Raw genomic sequence first — 19,467 nt, 5'->3', positions numbered from 1 at the left:
TTTATTATGCCTTCTCATCAATAAGAAGTCCGTTAATATCTATCATCCTTGCAGCGATATCGAGCAACTTTTCTCGAGGTATTTCTCTAATTAAATCGCCTGTTGATTTGTCGAATACCTTCACCATGATCGTGCTTGTCTCTTTGTGAACCGAGAACTCGAATTTCTTCTCTGGTCCCTGAATCGCACGAATCGCTTTTTCTAGCTGCTCAATCTCAATCTTCTGCTCTTTACTCAGCTCGCTAATACTTTGACCTATACGTGTTCCTCTTCTAGTTGCTTCCTCTTGGTTGGAACTCTGATTACCGGATGGTTTAATTGAATTTAGACTATGCCCATTACTGGATATTCTATTATCCACCAAAGCTCCTCCTTAATTGTCAAATTATCAGTAGTAATTCAATTCCTTCGAATAATAGTTACTATATATATCGGTTAATCCCAAAACATAATGAATAAAAATAGAAAAAGAGACCCAAATGGGCCTCTTTTTTTATGAGAATGATTAAGATTAACGAAGTACAGACAGTACACCTTGAGGTGCAGAGTTCGCTTGAGCAAGCATGGATTGGGAAGCTTGCAGCAAGATGTTGTTCTTGGACAAAGCAACCATTTCTTTAGCCATGTCAGTATCACGGATACGGGACTCAGCTGCAGTCAGGTTCTCTACAGTTGTACCAAGGTTGTTGGAAGTGTACTCCAGACGGTTTTGAACCGCACCAAGTTTCGCACGCTCACTAGAAACGCTGTTGATAGCATCTTCAATATTTTGAAGAGTTGATGTTGAAGTCAAACCATTAAAGTCAGTAGTAGTGATTTGGCCAATAGTAATAGAACCTGTCGCTTTATCATTCACAGTAATTGTAGCACCTTTAGTGATACTGATACCGTTGAATGTAGTTTTAGACATGATATTATCGATTTGTTCACCGAGTTCTTCCAGCTCTGCATTGATATTAGTTTTATCGTTAGAGCTGTAAGTTCCGCTAGATTTTTGAACATTCAGTTCTTTCATACGAGTCAGCATGGAGGATACTTCGTTCATTGCACCCTCAGCTGTTTGTACGAAGGAGATCCCATCTTGAGCGTTACGTTGAGCTTGCTCAAGACCACGGATTTGTCCGCGCATGGATTCGGAAATGGAGAGACCTGCTGCATCGTCAGCGGCACGGTTGATACGAAGACCAGAAGACAATTTCTCCATGTTTTTGCTTGTTGCGTTTGTATTCAGACCCATGTTACGGTGTGTGTTCAAAGCTGGTACGTTGTGATTGATAATCATTTTTTATTTCCTCCCTGAAATGGTATGTTCCCACATCCTTGTGGTATAGCGTATCTTCACAGGTCGGCCGCCCTGAAGAATTATCGCCGTAATATATATATCGACCATGATTCAGGGATTGTTTATACTTTCTCAACAATTTTTATCCAAGAAAATCATTTCACTTTCGGGGTAAAGAACTAAGCAAAGTATTGAGCTGACTAATGTTAACTGCAGCTTCTTGATTGCTCAGCTTAATCTCTTGATAGACTTCGTTTCTGTAGATATCTATATTCTTAGGAGCCTTAATACCAATCTTCACGGTTTCAGAATCTACAGCCAACAAAGTAATTTCAATATCTTCACCTATGATGATAGATTCGCCTTTTTTTCTTGTTAGGACCAACATCAGCGATCGCCTCCTTCAGTATGGATTACATCAGGCCATAGCAGATGCTTTGCTGTATACCCATTGTCATGAAGCACAATTTGTTTCCCTTGCTTCTTATTAGCATTAATAATCAACGGAGCAAGTAAATTGGCTGTTGTCTTTTGGACATTGCTATGAAGAGTAACAATGCATTTAATTTCCAGATTTTCACCGTCTACGAACTCAATCTCCTCGAGGGCCTCCTCAGTCGCTTGAAACTCGTAATCCGGAAAGAATGGAAAAGGGTCAACGACAACAAAAGATACTTCTTCCCGCTCTGTAGATTTCAAATAGCTAAACACTTCGTTGTGCTCTTCAAGAACAAACTTCTTTAACTCTTCAAATCCTGGCAGACCTTTTAAAAAGCTTACTATTTCGGATCTATTCATAAATTAATCTCCTTATTCTTCTGTCTGTATAATGAACTCATCGACATCATAAAACAATAGTACCTTAGTATACATAAGATATCTATTCACTCTTCTATTACGCTAATATTGAAAAGAGCTAAAGACTAATAGTCCTTAGCTCTTTTCATTTTTTATAATCGGAAAAATCGTAATTTCATACGCATTCTTATAGATCTTATCTCATAAAGTCCATCAATGTGGGTGTTAAAATCTTGGCTGAAGCTTGTAATGCTGCTTCATAGATCGTACTTGCTGAAGTGGCTTGAATCATAAGACTTGCGATATCTGCATCTTCCGTCTTCGACTGTAAGGTTGTTAGATTAAGATTTTGATCTTCAAGCCGGCTCTGCATGAGCTCAACCCGATTCGTCCGTGCACCTACCTCGGAGAGTGCAGCCTGCATCTTCGTATTTCTATCCTCAAGCTTAGTAAGCTCACCCTGGATTCCACTGTAGTCCCCACTGCCGAGAGCTGCAATCAGGTTATCTGTAACTTTAAACAGGTTATCATCCTCGGTGCTTGCCCCGAAGAAGTCACTGCCTGAGGTGTTGATTTGCATATTTACTTGCTGGCTTATACCGAAATTAACTGCAGCTTTATCAGGATCAAGACCAGCATAGCTAGTCGCCCCGCCTGTCAGCTCATAGGGGGCCTGATCATACTTCTGGCCATTGAAGATATACTTGCCGCGAATTTGTGTATTGCCTATATTCACAAGCTGCTTCTGAAGCTCTTCCATTTCTTCTTTTATCGCATCCAGTCCGGATTGGGGCACCGTCTCACTCGAACCTTGGACAGCAATCTCCTTAATCCTTGTCACGATATCTGTTGCTTGCTGCATCGTTGCATCGGTTGTATCCAGCCAGCTGATCGCGGAATCAACATTGCTTTGATACTGCTCGTTGGAAGCAATCTCAGCACGATAGCGGAGAGCATAGGTAACACCAACCGGATCATCGGAAGGTTTATTGATCTTACGTCCTGTGGAAATCTGATTCTCCAAATTACTCATTTTATTGAGATTTCTATTAATATTACTAAGCATTTGCGTATTCATCATGCTAGATGTTACTCGGATCGACATATGTATGCCTCCTACTTCTTAGGTTTAACGTCCGACAGTGCCGGTGCTGTTAATCAGCTTGTCTAATAATTGGTCAAAGGTCGTCATGAAACGAGATGCAGCACTATAAGCATGCTGGAACTTGATCATATTGGACATTTCCTCATCCAGTGAGACGCCGCTTACAGATTGACGATTGATATCCACTTGCTGAGTCAACAGACTTGCATTCTCCGTTTGGCGTTTGGCTTCTTGGGCTTCAATCCCAAGCTGTCCAACAATAGAGCTGAAGAAATCATCTACCGTGCCTGGCTTGGACAGTGCAGTTCCAAAATCAAACTTGGTGTCCTTAAGTCCTGCCATCATGAGCGCAAGGGAGTTATTCCCTTTGACTACAGCTTCCCCTGCTCCTGTTCCATCCGTTCTCATAGACGTTGCAATCTTGTTCGGATCATTCTGGATTTCCGGATTTAGTGTAATATTACCAGCAGTAATGGCACCACCATCCGTTGAAGTGAAGAATGCGCCTCCTGCTTCAGGCGTTGTACCGTTTACGGTATATCCGAGCTGGTGCAGTCCGTTAATTCCCTGTACAGTTACTGTCAAATTATCAGTCAACGTACGGTTGCCATTAGCATCCGAATATGTGACTCCGTTCAGTACAGTGCCTTCGGGAAGAACGGTTCCTGCAGGAAGTGACACCTCAATGTTGCCATTGGCAAGTGTATTTGCAAGCTGATCGAGCTGCTGTTTATAGTCCGCTGCATAGACATCGCGGGAAAAGATCATCCCATACACTTCTCCACCTGTCAGTGTGCCTGAAGCATATGCCGTTTCCAGCATATCTGGAGTTACTTCAGTAGCTGCATTTCCCGTCACAACCTGCTGTCCTCCGAGAGTAACCTGATACCCCGTATCCAGTTCTGTAACTTGAACATTCGCAATCTTTGATAATTGATCGATGGCATAGTCACGCTTGTCTCTTAAATCATTCGCATTATCTCCCAAGCCTTCGACTCTGGAGATATTCTGATTGAGGCTCGCCACTGTTTGCAGCAAGGAGTTGATTTCTCCTGCCTTCAGTTCAACATTGCTCGTGAGATCACGAGTTAGAGCATCAAGCTGACGGCTTGTCTGATTAAGCGCATCGGTCAGAGCAAGTGTCGTCTCTTTCACAATTTTGCGGTTTGTAATGTCCTGAGGATCCTGGCTCAAATCTGACCAAGCATTCCAGAAATTATCCATCACCGTCCGAATTCCGGTATCCGATGGCTCATTAATGATCGTCTCTAGCTTATCGAGTGTATCGAAGCGAACGTTCCAGCCTCCAAGACCAGTATTTTCATTGCGATACTGATCATCGAGAAACGTCTGGCGAACTCGTGTGATTGCATTAAATTCCACACCTGTACCGAGTTGTCCAGGCGCTGTGCTGCGATACAAGCTAACGGCCTCCATTGAGCTGGAAGCTGTCATGTGAACAACCTGTCTGGAATAACCGGCGGTATTAGCATTGGAAATGTTATGACCTGTGGTATTTAGCGCAGCAGACTGCGTAAACAGACTACGTTTTGCTGTTTCTATACTATGAAACGTGGATGGCATACGAACCTCCTTGAATCAGGCTCTCGTGTCAAATAACCCGGAGCTCTGTGCATTATGCTGTTTATCAGCTGGATTTTGATATGTGACTTCTGTTTCAGGCCTATAGGATAGTGTCTCTACATAAAAATCGATGTATGACAGCGACTGCTTGAGCAATTGCTGATTAATCTCATTCAACTGTTTAAGCGTTACCAAAGTGTCTGAGAGCTGCCCAAGCGCCTTTTCCAGCCGCTGCTTATCTGCCTGATCGAAGATGAGTCGAATCAGTTCAGGCATCGTCAGATTGAGACGCGATTTGATCCCGCGTTCTTGAAGAACACCGTAAACCGCTTCCTGACGTGCCAGCTCCAATTCCTCAATTCTTTTCACTAACTTGGATTCTGCATTTGTTATAGCAATCATTTCGTTTACTTTATTCTTAATGATGGTCTGCTTCTTGGTTTCACCTAGCTTAATCAGCTGCTCATGGCAAGTATTAAGCTCCTCAATAGATACAATGAGTTGATTTAAGGACATCGATTCGTCTCTCCTATTTATCCGAGCCCGGTTTGAAATAAGGCATCAATCGCTCTGCCAGCTTCTCCGTGTCTACCTTATATGTTCCTGAAGCGACCTGCTGCTTCAGCTCCTGAATACGCTGAGCACGTTCGCTGTTATTTACCTGTTCCTGCTGCTTGAGCATTTCCATAGCTTCGGGCGAGATCGATACCTCATCCTTACGCTTGCTCTTCTTATTTTCGGTCTGCTGACCGGATTCTATATTTCTCGAATAAGAGTTAATCGCTCCAATTCGTCCGGATTCATTAATCTTCATAATGAACACCTGCTTTCATAAGAATTTAGGATCAAGAATCTCCTAAAATAAAAAACCGATAATCTTTACTAAAGTTATCGGTAGAGGTTGAAACATTGTTTATAGAGCACCCTAGAATTGAGCCATGCCTCCTAAGAACGCTTAAATTTGTCGATTGCATTGTAGGCACCAGAGCCTAAACCAGATGCCTCCCCCTGACTTACCTCCTGGGTTGCACCGGCCAATTCCTTAGTCAAGCGCGCACGACAGCCGTCGCACATATGGCCCTCTCGAATAAAAGTACCACACACCTCGCAGGGATAGGTCAAATTGGGTGCATCCTTCACCGATATGCGTCCCTCTTTGATAAATTTCGTTATCTGTTTAATGGATACACCTGTATCATCCGATAGCTGTTGTATGTTCGCGCCCTTCTCTTTGCGTAAATATTCCACACATTCATAATATTGCTGCTCAACCTCTTTTAGACAAGAAGGACAAGCCTCCAACATGTTTAACACGTACAGCTTGCCGCAGCGAGGACAGTTACCGACATTCATCCTCTATACGCCCCCTTCTGCATGAAAACCATTTACTTTCCGTCATTATAACCTACCTTAAAATAGCTTGTCATCTGTATAGGAATACTCCATTACATACATATAACAATTGCATGATTGTGTAAAATCGATTCTTTCCTGAATCTCATTCTCTCTGTACTTCTACAAGTATAACTCGGTCTCTCTGACTACTCCCTACCTTATTTATCGGTAACGGGATTCAGAAAATAAGCTTAGAAATGATGATTACCAAATATTCTTCTTTTTAAGATCTAGCCCACGTAATGGTATACATTAAAATATGAACTCCTCTGTGTGCTCCCCACTCTTGAATCACTTTACAGCATGCTTCCAGAGTGCTGCCTGTCGTGTAAACATCATCTACCAATAGGATATTCATCTGTATCTTATCGTTAATAGTGTGGTTCTTATCTCCATATAGATTGCTGTTCAATTTGTGATTGATTAGTTCACTGAAGATTTGATCTGTGTCCGGACGCAGATTAAAAGCATGTCGCATGGAGACTTCCCTTTCTCTTCGTCCCTTGAAGCTCTGCTTCTCTGTGTGCTTGGTTCTTTGCAGTAAAGGAACTACGGGCAGCCCCTGATACCTCGATAGCTCGACTGCCATCCGTTCGGCCTGATTAAATCCTCGCTCCATCAGTCGCTCATGGCTTACAGGCACATAGGTTATCGCATCTGCTCGCCAGATATCTGGTTTGTACTTGTTTACGGATAGTTCACGGGGGTTAATTCCCGAAACCTTGGCTTCGATATCAATAGATTGGTTTACGCTCAGACGGTTACCCATCTTGCAGGTGTCGTGTTGAAACATTGCTGCTGAATATTCTCTCTGCATTCCCAAGTACGCCTTATTGAGCATCGCCCCGAATAATGGAGCGAATCTTTCTTTCCCCCGATACTTATATACCGCCAGCCATTCTCTCATTAACGCGTCGTATGCTACAGCACTTCGGTTACATTCAAAGGAGCGGCGGTTATGATCTTCTCTTGAGCAGTCCGGGCAGCCTATTGCCCGTCCACATTTTACACAGCGAATCTGAGTAATCCAAGGAATAGAATGAACGCAGCGATGGCAGATTCCGGGCAGTTCCTTAGAGAGCGGAGCATGTGTGCCGCAGGCGAGACAAGTATTCCCTGAAGGAGCTGCCAAGCTATGTATAAATGCAGATATGCGGTTCAAAATGTTCATTCTCATGGGCTTCCCTCATTTCATTGGTCTATGAGCATGGTGTTGTTATGTGGCTGTAAAGGTTCACTGTTTTTAGCTGAATGTAATCTTGCTGAAACGTTCGACGACGGAGCCCCTCTGGCATCCGGTGCCTGTGACATCTCCCTACAACACCGCATGCAAAGAGACACGGCGCGCGCTTACTTTACCAGATAACCGTTACGGCGAGCGATGGTATTCATGCGTTTGATCTGGTGGACCGCGACTTTCTGGGCACGATTTACTTCTGGAGCGCCGAAAATGACGGTTCCAGCAGGATCGTCCTTGGATCTACCTGCTCGACCTGCCATCTGCACGAGCGATGCATCATCGAACAACCTGGTGTTAGCATCTAAAATATATACATCACTCTTCGGTACGGTCACACCGCGTTCCAGGATGGTTGTTGTTACGAGCAAACGAATCTCGCGATTGCGAAAAGATATTACCTTCTCCCCCCGTAAAGGGTCTTCTGAAGAAGTGCCTTCGACACGAATACCTGGCAGGCCTGCTCGAAGAAGGGCAACGAAGGACTCGATCTGTGCGATCCGAGTAACGAATAGAAACACTTGCGCTCCTCGCTCCAAGGATTGCTTAAGCCTCAGCTGAAGCTCGCGTGGCAGCTTGCGCTGCTTCAGCTGCTGCGCTACGTACGGAAGCTTCATATATACCGGAACAGGCAGCGGGTGCCGATGGAAGCGAACAGGCACTCTGGCATGAGCGAGCTTGCCCCGGGCTGCTTCCCGCTGCAGCTGTGCAGGTGGGGTGGCAGATAAATAGATGAAGCTGCCTCCCGGCTTGCAGCATGCTTCGGCGGCATAGCCTAGCATGGGGTCATTGTGATATGGGAAGGCATCGAGCTCGTCGATGATGACCAGGTCAAAGGCGTGACGGAAGCGCAGCAGCTGATGGGTCGTAGCGAGGGTCAGCTGCCCTCGCTGCCAGCGTTCGCTGCTTCCGCCATAGAGGGTGACCCTCGCCGTATTCGGGAAGGCGCGGGCCACCCTCGGTGCGAGCTCGAGCACCACATCGCGGCGCGGTGTGGCGACGAGCACGCTGCCGCCGCTCGCGAGGATGTAATCCAGCAGCGGGTAGGTCATCTCGGTCTTGCCTGCGCCGGTCACGGCCCAGAGCAAGAACCGGCCCTTCGCCCGGGCGTCCTCACGTCGCCGGGCCAAATACGCCAGCGCCGCGCCTGTGGCTGCGCTCTGCGCTGGGCTAAGCCCCCACCGACTCACCAGATCGGTGGGGGAACCCCCGGCCGTGCCCCGCACGGCCGGAAGCGCTGCGCCTTCGAGCAGCAGCGCGCAAGAGCGGCTGCGCCCGAGCGCGAGGCAGGCCTCGCAATAGGCGCACGCCGCAGATCCGCAGGCCGCACACGCACTCTGCTGTGCGGCCATGCTGCCGCATCGGCGGCAGCGCAGCTGCTCTCGTCTGGCCCAAGGCCAGTCGAATCGAGAAGAGCGCGCCGCCTGCGGCGGGGCAAGGGCGGGCCTGTATTTCACCCGCCCCGCCAAATACGCCAGCTGCACTGCAGCCTGCCACTCGCTCCCTATCTCGGGAGCAGTCTCGGCAAGCAGTGCCTGGGCCTCCGGCATGAGCAGCTGTCTTCCTGCCAGCTGCTGTGCCGCTCTCTCTGCCCTCACTCTCAGCAGATATAACTCATCCTCCGAATTAAACCCTATGCAACCTGCTCTTCTCTGATCTACATGCTCTGTTATCGCAACCTCCCTAAATAATTCATCCTCTGACTTAGCCTTTTGTCTCTCCCCCCATTCCTCCATCCCGCTAAGCCCAATCTGAAGCTCCCTTATCTCTACACACGCTCGAAACATCCTCTCTCCTTGCTCACCAGGCTCTGCCCTGATCAAAGGGGCAAGCAAAAACTTTATACTTTCCCACCAGTCAACTCCAGCTCTGCCTGATCCTCCAAAGCCCAATGTCCTTGCCCCATCTATAAATAATCCCTTCTGCACCCGATACGCCCAGGATAAAGGCATACCTTCTGATATCAAGACTACCTGCCATATTTCTGCTGAAGATAATTCACGAAGCTGCTCTCTCCACCACAGCCAATCTACACTCAAGTGAAGAGATAAATATATCCTCCAATCACTGCATTCTCCAGACGATGTGCATGATCTGATCGCATATAGACCGATTTTCATCTAATCCCCTCATTTTCCTCAGTATTTAACCTTCCAATTTCAGCCAAACCTCCATCTATGAACGCAAAAAAAAGCACATACCCGGCGTATTTGCCGAAGTATGTGCTTCATACTTTTCTTCTACAGTTAAATTAAACCAAAGAGTGCCTATATTTACAATATTAATGACAATACCGCAACTTTTTAACGATATATTCGTCTTATAATAAGATTAATGTTTAGTGACGAACGGAAATTCCGTTAAAATTACATCGTTGCGAAGATCAATGAACTTGACGTCTTCGTACACTGCTGGCTGTAATGCAGATAAGGTGCTCATCGGCTCCTCGCTTGCTGCGACAATACTCAAATCCAAGCCTGCAATACCCCCGAGCCGGTATAGAAGCGAAAGAGTTTCATCTTTGGAATCAAGATCCATCACAGTTACTTTATGAATAGTACCTCGAAACATAGCGTCGATGGACAACCCACGGATAATCCACTCCAGCTGAAGTCCATGGTTACATGTGATGAGAACATAGTGAACGGGTATGGCGGCAGGCTGCTGCTTCGTCTGTGAACGTGCGTACAAATACCGAACGCATAAGGCTGTTAAGCCATAGACAAGCGCAATCCATATCAAATGTTCGATCAAATACGACTACACCTCCCTATTGCATCCATGGATGCAATTGCCCGCAAAACTACTCATTTCACAGCAGCCGTGTGAATGACCAGCCGGCGGATCTTATTTATACCGCCAATATATGCGGATACCCGGGACGGTGACACAGTCAAATGGATCTTCAGAACATAGAATAGAACTTATTTTTTACTAACACGATATACTGAACAGATGAACCGCAGGAAGAATCGTTATTATTGGGTGCGAGCCAATATGAACAAATCGAATAAAAACAATAATGTGCGTCCTCTAGCTCATTCTATCAAGCATACATGGAACTAAAGCATCCTTCGTTCTGTGCTTTAGTTCTTTACTATACTATAGAAATGTAACATTCTATCTTTATGAAAAGAAATGTTGTTTTTTCTTGCGCTTTCAAAAATTCCATAACTATACAAACGAACTAAAGTAAAAACTAATTTGTTCCTTGCCGTATCATTCGATTCAGAGTCAGAAACGACAAATCAACGTCAGTGCCCTTAACTTTAGATCAACTTATATCTTCTCACGTTTCAACGCTGTATGAGTACACAGCATATGAAACGTTCCCCCGCACATGCTTTCTATGTAGCACCAGAGACCACTAACTGTACGTATTACTTCAGCAGTTCCCCCAGGGCAAGCCATATACTGACTTCCCTTATGCCGAAGACTCATGTCGTCTTTAGAGCGTAACCCATCCATATTTAATGGAGTTGATTACGGCTTGCGTACGGTCATCCACTTCCATTTTTTGCAGAATACTGCTGACATGGTTCTTCACTGTCTTCTCACTGATAAAGAGGAACTCACCAATCATCTTATTGCTCTTGCCTTCCGCCATCAGACGAAGCACTTCTGCTTCACGGCGGGTCAACGGATTGTTATCGCCTGCAACGAATTTGACGCCAGCTTCCTTCACGCCGCCTTCATTCATAGCGCCTGTCTCATTTAAATATGTCATCCGGCGCAGCTGCAAAATGAGCTTGCCTGTTACTTTTGGATGGATAAAGGCATATCCCTCATGCACGGAACGGATTGCGTTAATAAGCGACTCTGCCTCCATGTCCTTCAGCAGATAACCATTCGCGCCCTTGCGCAATGTTTCAAATACATAGCTCTCATCATCGTGAATCGACAAAATAATAACCTTCACGTCCGGGAACAGCTCTCTCAGCTTCTCCGTCGCTTCAACCCCGTTCTCCACAGGCATATTGATGTCCATAAGAACGATATCCGGCTTGCTCTGGTTACAGAACTCCAATACCTGAATACCATCGCCGCATTCGCCGATAACCTCGATATCGTCCTCCATGTTCAAGATTCGTTTCAAACCCTCACGAAACAGCTGATGATCATCAGCCAATAATACCTTAATGTTACCCCTCATTATGTTCTGGTTTTCCATCCTGCTACTCCTTTCCCTTTTCCACGTTTGTCGGGATATGAATCACAATCTTGGTGCCTTGATTCTCTCCTGATTCAATTTCCATCCGGCCTTCGAGCAGCTCGACCCTCTCACGCATACCAATCAGACCAAAGTGTGAATGGTCCTTGCTCTTCTGTTCCAGAAGTTCGGGCTTAAAGCCAAGCCCGTTGTCCTGTACAACAATCTTGACGAGCTGTGCCTGAAAAGTGATCTCCACAACCACATAGGTCGGGTATGCATGCTTGGCTGCATTCGACAAGCCTTCTTGCACTAAACGATAAATGGCAGCCTCCATAGCCGAAGACAAACGGTGTTCCTTCCCTCTCGTTTCAAAAAGTGCACGAATTTTCGTTTTTTCTTCAAAATCCTGCACGTATTTTCGAAGCGTGGGAATTAAGCCCAGGTCATCCAGTGCCATTGGACGCAAATTAAATATAACTTTGCGCATTTCCCCAAGGCTTGAACGAACCTGTTTCTTCAAATCTACTATTTCGGCCTGTACCATCTTAAAATCCTGCTTAACCAGCATTCTTTCTACAATTTCCGTCCTAAGCACTAAGTTTGCAAGCATTTGTGCAGGGCCGTCATGGATTTCCCGGGCGATTCTTTTGCGTTCTTCCTCTTGGGCCAGAATAATCTTCAAACCGATCATTTGTCGATTCTTGGCAGACTCAATGATTCGGGTCACCTGACCTAATTCCCCTGATAGATATTCCATGACAACATTCATCTGTGAACCGATGGTTTCTGCCCGCTCCACAGATTCCTCAATGCTTTTCGCACGCTTCTGCAGATCGTCACGACGTGCTTTAAGATACATTTCCTTCTCTCTGTAAATCATCAAATCCAGCTGAAGCTGTGTCGCCTTTTCATAAGCTTGTTTGATGTCATGCTCGGAAAAGCGGACGAAATCCCGGCTGACCTCTGTCAGCCGGATTCGGGACCGGCGGAAATTGAGTTCAAGCTGATCGACCTTCTCGATCGTTTCCGCCGTCTCTTTCAGGATGGATTGAATCTCCTGATTGAGCGTCTTCAGCTCGGTTCGAGCTGAGTCCATTATTTCAAAAATCTGATATTTACTACTTTCCATGACCTGCATGGCGTTTTTTATGACGCGGTCAATAGCATCAGCTTGAAAGTCCACAAATTTTCGACTCCATTCCTAACGTTTCCAGGATATATCATACCATATCACGAGTCGATAGTGACGGTCTTCGTTTTCTGTTCCCATTTTACGGTAAGGCCAAGTTGTTCAGATACTAGTCTGAGCGGGACCAAAGTCCTACCACCGGAAATATACGGAGCCACACTCGCGCTAAGGCGCTGCCCGTTAAGGATAAATTCCTTCTCGTTTACTGTAAGATCAATCAGCTTGCCGCCGCGGAGAATCGTCACACGCTGGTTCTTGCTGTCCCAGGTGGCCCTGCCTCCGAACACATCCAGCACATGCTTGATTGGTACATAGGTTGTGTTGTTCTTCAGCACAGGTGCCGCATCGATCGCCTTCTTCGTTCCATTGAAGGTCACCGATTTCTGTCCAATGACAAACTTGGCGGTTCCTGTTGGTAATCCTGCTTCACTAGATAGGGAAGGCATCGTCAGCGCAATATTATCGAAGGCTACCGTTCCTGCCATCGCTCTCTCATCCTGACCTTCCTCAAGATTGACGACATATACCCGTTTCAGCTTCGCCGGATAAGCAATGCCTGAACCGCTTAGATCAACACTAATGTTCTTCCAGCCAGTCCAGTTAATATTGCGCGCAAGATCAATGTATACCGTTTTGCCATTCGCATCAAGTACCTCTGCCCGCAGCCAATTCAGGCTGTGATCACCAAGTACGTCCATAGACAGCGCCGTTGCGCTGGATTCGATTTGTTTACCGGAAGTGCCGTTAAGCTGTGCATAAGCATACATTTTACCACTTCCGCCGTTCATATCATAGCTCAGCTCCAACACTTTGGAGCCGGACTTCTCGCCAGTTCCGTTAACAACGCCTGCTGATCCGGTAACACCGGATGCATTCGTCGTGAAGCTGATCGGATAGCTTACATTCTCAAAGTTTTCCCACATCGTTTGTCCCGCAGTCGTCAGGACCACAACCGTGCTGAAGCCATCATATCGGCCGATGGCATACCCCACCGAAGCTCCCGAATCGACAGAGGATACCGTGAGCGTATCACCAGATACACTTCCCTTAAATCCAACGAATTCCCACTTCAAGCTGTCTGCAGGAAGCGAGACGGACTGTCCGTCTTTGGTCGTTGCCGTGATCGGCACAGCGATGGCCGCTCCTCTTTGCAGTGAACCCGCACCAGAGCCCGCTTGAAGTGACTTCAAATTACCTGCCCCCACAACCGTGATCTGCATCTTGGCACTTGCCGAGCCGCTCACTGCGGTTAGGGTTGCTGTACCGCCGCCTTTGGCTGTTATTTTGCCGCCGCTTGTGCTGATGACATTGCCGTTACTGGACTTCCAAGTCACTGAAGCGCTGCTCATGTCATAAGGATTATAATACGTATCGTAGCCCTTGAGGCTGTAAGTTCCTTCCTGTCCAACGAGCATGGAGGACGTACCGCTGATCGTCAACCCCTTCAGCTGCCCTTGTGGCGCCAGGGAATATACACCAAGACCATTAATGACAGCACGCTGCTCTGTCCCGTATTCCGTTGCAAAAGCAAGCCCTGTGTTCATTTCACCAAGCGGTCTCGTAATCATCGTTGTCGATCCGCCGCCGTCAAGGTTCATCCCTTTCCACACGCCAATACTTACCATGAACTTCTGCAGCTCAGACAGTGACATTCCCGAGCTTGAGCTGTTGTCCTGAACTGCGATTAGATACACATATCTGCCGTCTTGAGAATACCCCACTGCCGTACGAGCTCGGTACCCTCCAATACTGGATACATCTCTTGAGAAGGAAGCTGCTTTACCGCTATTCACCAGAAGCGTATGCCCGCCAATCATCATATCCAAATTGTCTGGATTCACGGTTTGTCCCGTGGTCTTCGCGATCAGCTTATAATCTGCACTAATGGATTGTCCGACTGCTAGATTCGTATTGATCCACTCTCCTGCCGTACCATGAGCTCGCAGAATGTACGCTCCCTCTGGAATGGACGTGTTCAGTGGCGTTTTATAGGAGATTTGCTGAATTATACCGTTCTGTACCAGCACTTCTGTAGCGGCAGCTGTTGCCGGATCATTCGGACGCTTCAGTGAAGTCCATGCTGATGTATAAATATACATCGAGTTTGCATGACTGTATTTGACCGATCCGGACTCCAGGGTGTAATCCTCCTTGTTCATTCCTCTCAGCTTGAAGGTTGATCCATTCGCAGCGGTAACGGAGCCATCAAAGCTGTATTCATCAATCATCGGCTTGCCGTCCTTGGTTACCGTTAAAGCCTGCATTCCGGTCAGCTCAGAAGGGGTCGACATCAGCACTCCATCCATTACCTGACCACCAATCGGCGCGCCTTCTCCGCTTACATTAAAGTAATCACCATTCACTCCGGCTACTGCGCCGGTTTCCTTCACCATTCCCCCAGTGCTCTGCTTGCTGTTGAACTTGCCTTGTTTACCTGTCATCACATCCAGTTTCACATTCGGATTGTTCAGATCTACTTGAATCACATTCGCCAGTACGCTTGATGAAGCCCCCGAACGCGTTGTTGTATATCGATAATTGATCATTTTGGCTCCCGCCGTGATCATCTCTTCAGATATTTTGGTTGTACTTGCCGCCATGGCTACACTTGATATTTGAAGGGTATTCTGCAGCACCTGTCCTGTACCAAGAACAGGGGTAACCCATAATACTCCTGCAATCGTAACAATCATCCACTTCTTGCCTGACATTGCCGCCAGTTTCCCCGCTTGCTCCCTCTCTTTACTCATAAAAAAAGCGCCTCTCCCATCTTATGTGCGTTTCTATTATATGAGTTCAGCCCCGCTTATCTCTTGATCGAGACTTACGGAGCTGAAGACATGTACATCCTCTCAATAATAGACTACTAAAAATGGAAAAAGTTACGCTCTTTCTCTAACTTTATAAACAGAATCTAGCAAGTTGAACATATCCATTGATTTTGTTGAAAACAACATCTAAGAGGATTGCTCATCTCTGTCAAGTCATAAAGCTGAAGTCCGATTATTCTGTATAAATGCTTAGCATTCTAGTAATCATCACAGCTGCCTGAGCGCGTGTTGCATTGCCACCCGGTTTAAATGTGTTCTGTGTCATCCCCTCGATAATTCCTTGCTGGACAGCCTCTGCCACGATATCTGGTGCTTGAATGTGCATACGATCCTTGAACTTGCTCAGAACGCTGTTTGGTGACCCGCTGAGTGTGGATTCATGACCTCCATAGTGCAGCGCACGAACCATCATAATCGCCATCTGTTCACGCGTAATCAGCTGATTAGGCTTAAAGGTACCATCCTGATGCCCTGTAATGATTCCTGCTTTTGCTGCTGCACCAATATAGGCACCTGATACGTTGTAAGATACGTCTCCAAACTGCTGCGTTGTATCCCAGCTCCCATTCAGACCTAGTGCTCTTGCTATCATGCCAGCAAATTCAGCACGCGTGATCGCTGTATTCGGACCATATTCTGCACCTGCTGCAGTATCAATGATCCACTTTGCTGCCAGCCCTTCAACCGCTTCCTTGCCCCAGTGTCCATACAGGCCCATATACTGAACGGGATGGTTAGCTGCAATCAAAGCCTGGTTCTCTGAAAGATTCGCTTGAACTAGCACCGCGTCTGTTGCTTGCGAAATCTTATTCGGCACCGGGCTAAGTCTTTGAATCGTGTTATCCAGCTTCACTACTCCAAGCGTTCTGCCATTTGTCATGCTGCTGAGCCTGAGTTTATACTGTCCCTTTACTGCTACCTCTGCCTTAGTAGATGTGTCACTTACGATGAAGGAGCTGACATCCGTATAAGTGGACAGCTTTGTTGCTGATGCTTGGGATAGCATGGTATCAATCGTTACTGATGAACTAGATGGTACATCTTCAATCTGAAGATATAGCATCGTCTTCGTGATATCACTGTACACTCTTGCAGCCATAGAGCTGAGATCCAGATCGGACACTCCTACAGTGAATATTCGATCACCATATCTAACACCAATCACTGCATCAGGATATTGACGTTTAATTTCGTCCAGCGCTTGTGATGGAAAGCCAACCATAGCGGAAGCCTCTGTCTCTGGAACTTCTACAACCAGTGTCTTGGATACTCCAGAAGCCGAGCTTGCAAACGCAAATGTCTGCTTCAATGTTTCTGTACTTACGCTATATGAACCTACAGCACGGTTATATTTTGATAAAGCTGTCGTTCTCTTGGTAGCCGCCGTGCTAAGCGCGTAGCCCGTTTCATTAAACAACCCGGAGTTTAGCACGGACAACCCGCTTGGCATTCCAGCCGTTCCATTGTTGCCGCTGCCAGGGACGGTACTACCTGTTGTTTTATTCTGCAAAGTGATTGGCCCAAAACCTGCGATCAATTCTCCTGCTGCTGTTCGAAGTGGTGTTGTACCCGGCGTGTACATGATGGTCACCGTTTGTCCAGTCACTACAGCACTAGATAGCGTCAAGGTTATTGTCTGCCCCTGTACTGCGGCCGTTGTTGCCTGTATATTTTGTCCTCCCGCATTCACAGTGAACTGGGAAGCAGCAACCGTTCCCGAACTCTGCATGGCTTCTGTCATCGTCAGCACCACTGTTGTACCTTGAACCTCACCTTGCCTAACACTGCCGCTGCCATACACCGTGACAGGCACCAGATTTATATAGCCAGCCGGATTATAATTAAGATCCGTGAGCCTTTTTACACCCGGAATATACGATAAAGTCACGTCTTGATTCATTTGTAATGTATTAGCTAAAGTGAGGGTAACCGTATCTTCCTCTGCTTCCACCGCGTTAACAAACAACGGCGTCCGATTCACAAGCACAGAGAACTGACTTTTTAAAGGTAAATCATTCGTACGAAGAGCTTCATTATACCTGATGTACATTTTATTCCCGCTAGCTGTTACCTCTACAAACTCCGGAGCTTTTGTGTCATTATTGTTTCTTACAAAAAAATCAGTAAACCCTGCAAGTGACTGCTCCCTGTTATCTTTCAGTGGATAGGATCCAGGAGTGTAGTTTACCCGGATAACTTCACCATCTCTTACCGATCGGTCAAGAGTCAGCGTTACGACAGAACCATTACTTATAGAGATACTGTTAATTCCGATGCTGCTGCCATCCGCCGTGACAACAAACTGATCCTTGGCCGACGAAGAGGTCACTCTTATACTTTCCGTAAAATATAAATAGAGTGTATTTCCGTATATCGTACCTTCTCTCGGTTTAGAAAGCACAGAATCCAGATCATTTATTATTTCTCTGCTTGAAAAAGCGGCAACGGCATTCCCCGCATCATCCTGCAGCGGCCTGATGCCCGGCATATAGGATAAACGTACGACTTGGCCTACGGCTACTCCCGTATCAAGCATAATATAGACACTGTCTCCTGAAATACTGACATCACTTATACCTCTGGTCTCGCCGTTGACCGTCACCGAATAGCTCGATAGTAACGGTCTCGTATTCGAATTCAACCATTCGTCATAAGTAAGACGTATCAGCGTATTCGTATACATTTTGGAAGTCTGCAGCACAGGAGCGGAGGTATCTCTTGCAAAGGTCTTGAAGCTCCATGAACTACTGCCAACAAGCCCCGCGAATGTATTACCAGCCGCATCTCTGAAAACACCCCCGGGTACATCAACCTGATATGTAGTATTATGCTCGAGCTGAGCAGAAGGGCTGATCACGAGCTGCCTGGGGTTCTTATCATTAATGACGGTTGTCGTCGTATTAACGACGCTGCCACCCGCTTTGCGTAAAGTGACGTTCCCCGGGTAATTCGTATCCAGCGCTTTATTAAAAGTTAAGGTAATCGGCTGATCCACCGGTGCGCTCATATTCCCGTCATATGGAGATAAGGAAGTGACCGTGAGTGCGGTCGTATCGGTTGATACCTGGAACCGCCAATCTCCCCCACGTATCTCGGCACTTCTATTCTGCTGCGCGTCCCAGAACGCACCAGCGCTTACGAGAACCTCATAAGATGTATTATTTTCAAATGGCGTTCCAGGTTTAATCTTGATGGTATTGGTACCGCCCCCACTGACATTAGAGGAGGTGGAAGAAATGGTTTCTACGGTCTGACCACTCTTACGATTAATGATCTGAATTGCACCCGCCGCCGGATACATCTCCTTAGCAAATTTGAGTGTCAGTGTTGAAGATGGTAGTATTCCTGATGCTCCGTTCGCCGGCACTTTCTCAACGACAGATACTTCGCCCATTCCCACGGTCCAGAAACGCCACTTGCTCGCATCCTGAATTCCAGCAAAAGGTGCTCCCTGTTCTTTCATGAACGTCCCTGCATCAATCAGCACATAATAACCGCCGCTTTGCAGCTGAGTAGCGCCCAAATTCATAGTAATATATGTACCGTACCCCTCGGGAGAAACCTCATTCCCTCCTTTGGTCTCGTAAATCGTTACTTCTGTCGCTAAATCAAATGCTTTCACTTCCTTATTATCAGACAAAGACCTAATTCGGATAGAGCCTTCCCCTTTTCTGACTGGCTGGGTTAACTCCATCGTTAGGCTAGGGTTTTGAGCCACTTCTACTTGTCCGGAATATGGACTGATATCCTTTACATCTTCAATTTGTGTAGATGCTTGTGTCACTGCTGCTTCTGCCGCGTAGTTCTTCTCCATGCCCCAGCTGAATCCAACTTGAGCGCATAAAGCAACCGTCAGTAGAAGCGAAATTTTCTTCTTCATTGAACTGCACTTC

Annotated in this window: 16 protein-coding genes; all 16 read right to left on the bottom strand. The window is 46.5% G+C overall.

Going from position 1 to position 19,467, the window contains the following annotated elements; all coding sequences use genetic code 11:
- Window positions 1–4: 4 nt before the first annotated feature.
- Entirely contained in the window at window positions 5–361 is a 357-nt protein-coding gene (locus ACFQ3J_RS18285; protein WP_251582867.1) for a flagellar protein FlaG, read from the bottom strand.
- Window positions 362–511: 150 nt separating this feature from the next.
- Window positions 512–1,282: a flagellin N-terminal helical domain-containing protein gene (locus ACFQ3J_RS18280; protein WP_251582868.1), complete on the bottom strand. Its 771-nt coding sequence runs from the start codon at window positions 1,280–1,282 to the stop codon at window positions 512–514.
- Between the two features lie 160 nt (window positions 1,283–1,442).
- Window positions 1,443–1,670 carry a carbon storage regulator CsrA gene (gene csrA / locus ACFQ3J_RS18275; RefSeq protein ID WP_251582869.1) on the bottom strand — a complete coding sequence of 76 codons (228 nt, stop codon included), beginning with the start codon at window positions 1,668–1,670 and terminating at the stop codon, window positions 1,443–1,445.
- The gene (fliW, locus tag ACFQ3J_RS18270) at window positions 1,670–2,080 is read right to left on the bottom strand and encodes a flagellar assembly protein FliW (RefSeq protein ID WP_251582870.1); all 411 of its coding nucleotides are present in this window, start codon (window positions 2,078–2,080) and stop codon (window positions 1,670–1,672) included. Before fliW ends, csrA begins: the two co-directional genes overlap by 1 nt.
- A 196-nt stretch (window positions 2,081–2,276) precedes the next feature.
- The gene (gene flgL, locus ACFQ3J_RS18265) at window positions 2,277–3,185 is read right to left on the bottom strand and encodes a flagellar hook-associated protein FlgL (protein WP_251582871.1); all 909 of its coding nucleotides are present in this window, start codon (window positions 3,183–3,185) and stop codon (window positions 2,277–2,279) included.
- A gap of 24 nt (window positions 3,186–3,209) precedes the next feature.
- Entirely contained in the window at window positions 3,210–4,769 is a 1,560-nt protein-coding gene (gene flgK, locus ACFQ3J_RS18260) for a flagellar hook-associated protein FlgK (RefSeq protein WP_251582872.1), read from the bottom strand.
- 15 nt (window positions 4,770–4,784) lie between these two features.
- Window positions 4,785–5,285, bottom strand: a complete 501-nt coding sequence (locus tag ACFQ3J_RS18255) for a flagellar protein FlgN (RefSeq protein WP_251582873.1) — start codon at window positions 5,283–5,285, stop codon at window positions 4,785–4,787.
- Window positions 5,286–5,298: 13 nt separating this feature from the next.
- The gene (flgM, locus tag ACFQ3J_RS18250; RefSeq protein ID WP_251582874.1) at window positions 5,299–5,583 is read right to left on the bottom strand and encodes a flagellar biosynthesis anti-sigma factor FlgM; all 285 of its coding nucleotides are present in this window, start codon (window positions 5,581–5,583) and stop codon (window positions 5,299–5,301) included.
- 131 nt (window positions 5,584–5,714) lie between these two features.
- A complete protein-coding gene (locus ACFQ3J_RS18245; protein ID WP_091160763.1) occupies window positions 5,715–6,122 on the bottom strand; it encodes a TIGR03826 family flagellar region protein in 408 nt (135 codons plus the stop codon).
- Window positions 6,123–6,387: 265 nt separating this feature from the next.
- Window positions 6,388–7,341 (bottom strand): ComF family protein, encoded by a 954-nt coding sequence (locus ACFQ3J_RS18240; protein ID WP_251582875.1) that lies wholly within the window; start codon window positions 7,339–7,341, stop codon window positions 6,388–6,390.
- Window positions 7,342–7,514: 173 nt separating this feature from the next.
- Entirely contained in the window at window positions 7,515–9,521 is a 2,007-nt protein-coding gene (locus ACFQ3J_RS18235) for a DEAD/DEAH box helicase (RefSeq protein ID WP_251582876.1), read from the bottom strand.
- A gap of 211 nt (window positions 9,522–9,732) precedes the next feature.
- Window positions 9,733–10,155 (bottom strand): hypothetical protein, encoded by a 423-nt coding sequence (locus ACFQ3J_RS18230; protein WP_091160768.1) that lies wholly within the window; start codon window positions 10,153–10,155, stop codon window positions 9,733–9,735.
- A 694-nt stretch (window positions 10,156–10,849) separates the two neighbouring features.
- Complete coding sequence (locus ACFQ3J_RS18225) at window positions 10,850–11,572, bottom strand: response regulator transcription factor (RefSeq protein ID WP_091160769.1); 723 nt, start codon at window positions 11,570–11,572, stop codon at window positions 10,850–10,852.
- 4 nt (window positions 11,573–11,576) lie between these two features.
- Window positions 11,577–12,737, bottom strand: a complete 1,161-nt coding sequence (locus ACFQ3J_RS18220; protein ID WP_091160771.1) for a sensor histidine kinase — start codon at window positions 12,735–12,737, stop codon at window positions 11,577–11,579.
- Between the two features lie 47 nt (window positions 12,738–12,784).
- Window positions 12,785–15,493: a stalk domain-containing protein gene (locus ACFQ3J_RS18215; protein ID WP_251582877.1), complete on the bottom strand. Its 2,709-nt coding sequence runs from the start codon at window positions 15,491–15,493 to the stop codon at window positions 12,785–12,787.
- Window positions 15,494–15,746: 253 nt separating this feature from the next.
- Window positions 15,747–19,454, bottom strand: a complete 3,708-nt coding sequence (locus tag ACFQ3J_RS18210) for a SwmB domain-containing protein (protein ID WP_251582879.1) — start codon at window positions 19,452–19,454, stop codon at window positions 15,747–15,749.
- Window positions 19,455–19,467: the final 13 nt, after the last annotated feature.

Source organism: Paenibacillus provencensis (assembly GCF_042678545.1).
In the GTDB taxonomy this organism is placed as follows: domain Bacteria; phylum Bacillota; class Bacilli; order Paenibacillales; family Paenibacillaceae; genus Paenibacillus; species Paenibacillus provencensis.
The sequence above is the reverse complement of the archived record's forward strand: the minus strand, read 5'-3'. Positions and strand labels throughout refer to the sequence as shown.

Bases quoted from the DNA above. Each gene is read 5' to 3' on its own strand.
- ACFQ3J_RS18280 (WP_251582868.1), bottom strand. From the start codon at position 1,282: ATGATTATCAATCACAACGTACCAGCTTTGAACACACACCGTAACATG.
- csrA (WP_251582869.1), bottom strand. From the start codon at position 1,670: ATGTTGGTCCTAACAAGAAAAAAAGGCGAATCTATCATCATAGGTGAA.
- fliW (WP_251582870.1), bottom strand. From the start codon at position 2,080: ATGAATAGATCCGAAATAGTAAGCTTTTTAAAAGGTCTGCCAGGATTT.
- flgL (WP_251582871.1), bottom strand. From the start codon at position 3,185: ATGTCGATCCGAGTAACATCTAGCATGATGAATACGCAAATGCTTAGT.
- flgK (WP_251582872.1), bottom strand. From the start codon at position 4,769: ATGCCATCCACGTTTCATAGTATAGAAACAGCAAAACGTAGTCTGTTT.
- ACFQ3J_RS18255 (WP_251582873.1), bottom strand. From the start codon at position 5,285: ATGTCCTTAAATCAACTCATTGTATCTATTGAGGAGCTTAATACTTGC.
- flgM (WP_251582874.1), bottom strand. From the start codon at position 5,583: ATGAAGATTAATGAATCCGGACGAATTGGAGCGATTAACTCTTATTCG.
- ACFQ3J_RS18245 (WP_091160763.1), bottom strand. From the start codon at position 6,122: ATGAATGTCGGTAACTGTCCTCGCTGCGGCAAGCTGTACGTGTTAAAC.
- ACFQ3J_RS18240 (WP_251582875.1), bottom strand. From the start codon at position 7,341: ATGAGAATGAACATTTTGAACCGCATATCTGCATTTATACATAGCTTG.
- ACFQ3J_RS18235 (WP_251582876.1), bottom strand. From the start codon at position 9,521: ATGAAAATCGGTCTATATGCGATCAGATCATGCACATCGTCTGGAGAA.
- ACFQ3J_RS18225 (WP_091160769.1), bottom strand. From the start codon at position 11,572: ATGGAAAACCAGAACATAATGAGGGGTAACATTAAGGTATTATTGGCT.
- ACFQ3J_RS18215 (WP_251582877.1), bottom strand. From the start codon at position 15,493: ATGAGTAAAGAGAGGGAGCAAGCGGGGAAACTGGCGGCAATGTCAGGC.
- ACFQ3J_RS18210 (WP_251582879.1), bottom strand. From the start codon at position 19,454: ATGAAGAAGAAAATTTCGCTTCTACTGACGGTTGCTTTATGCGCTCAA.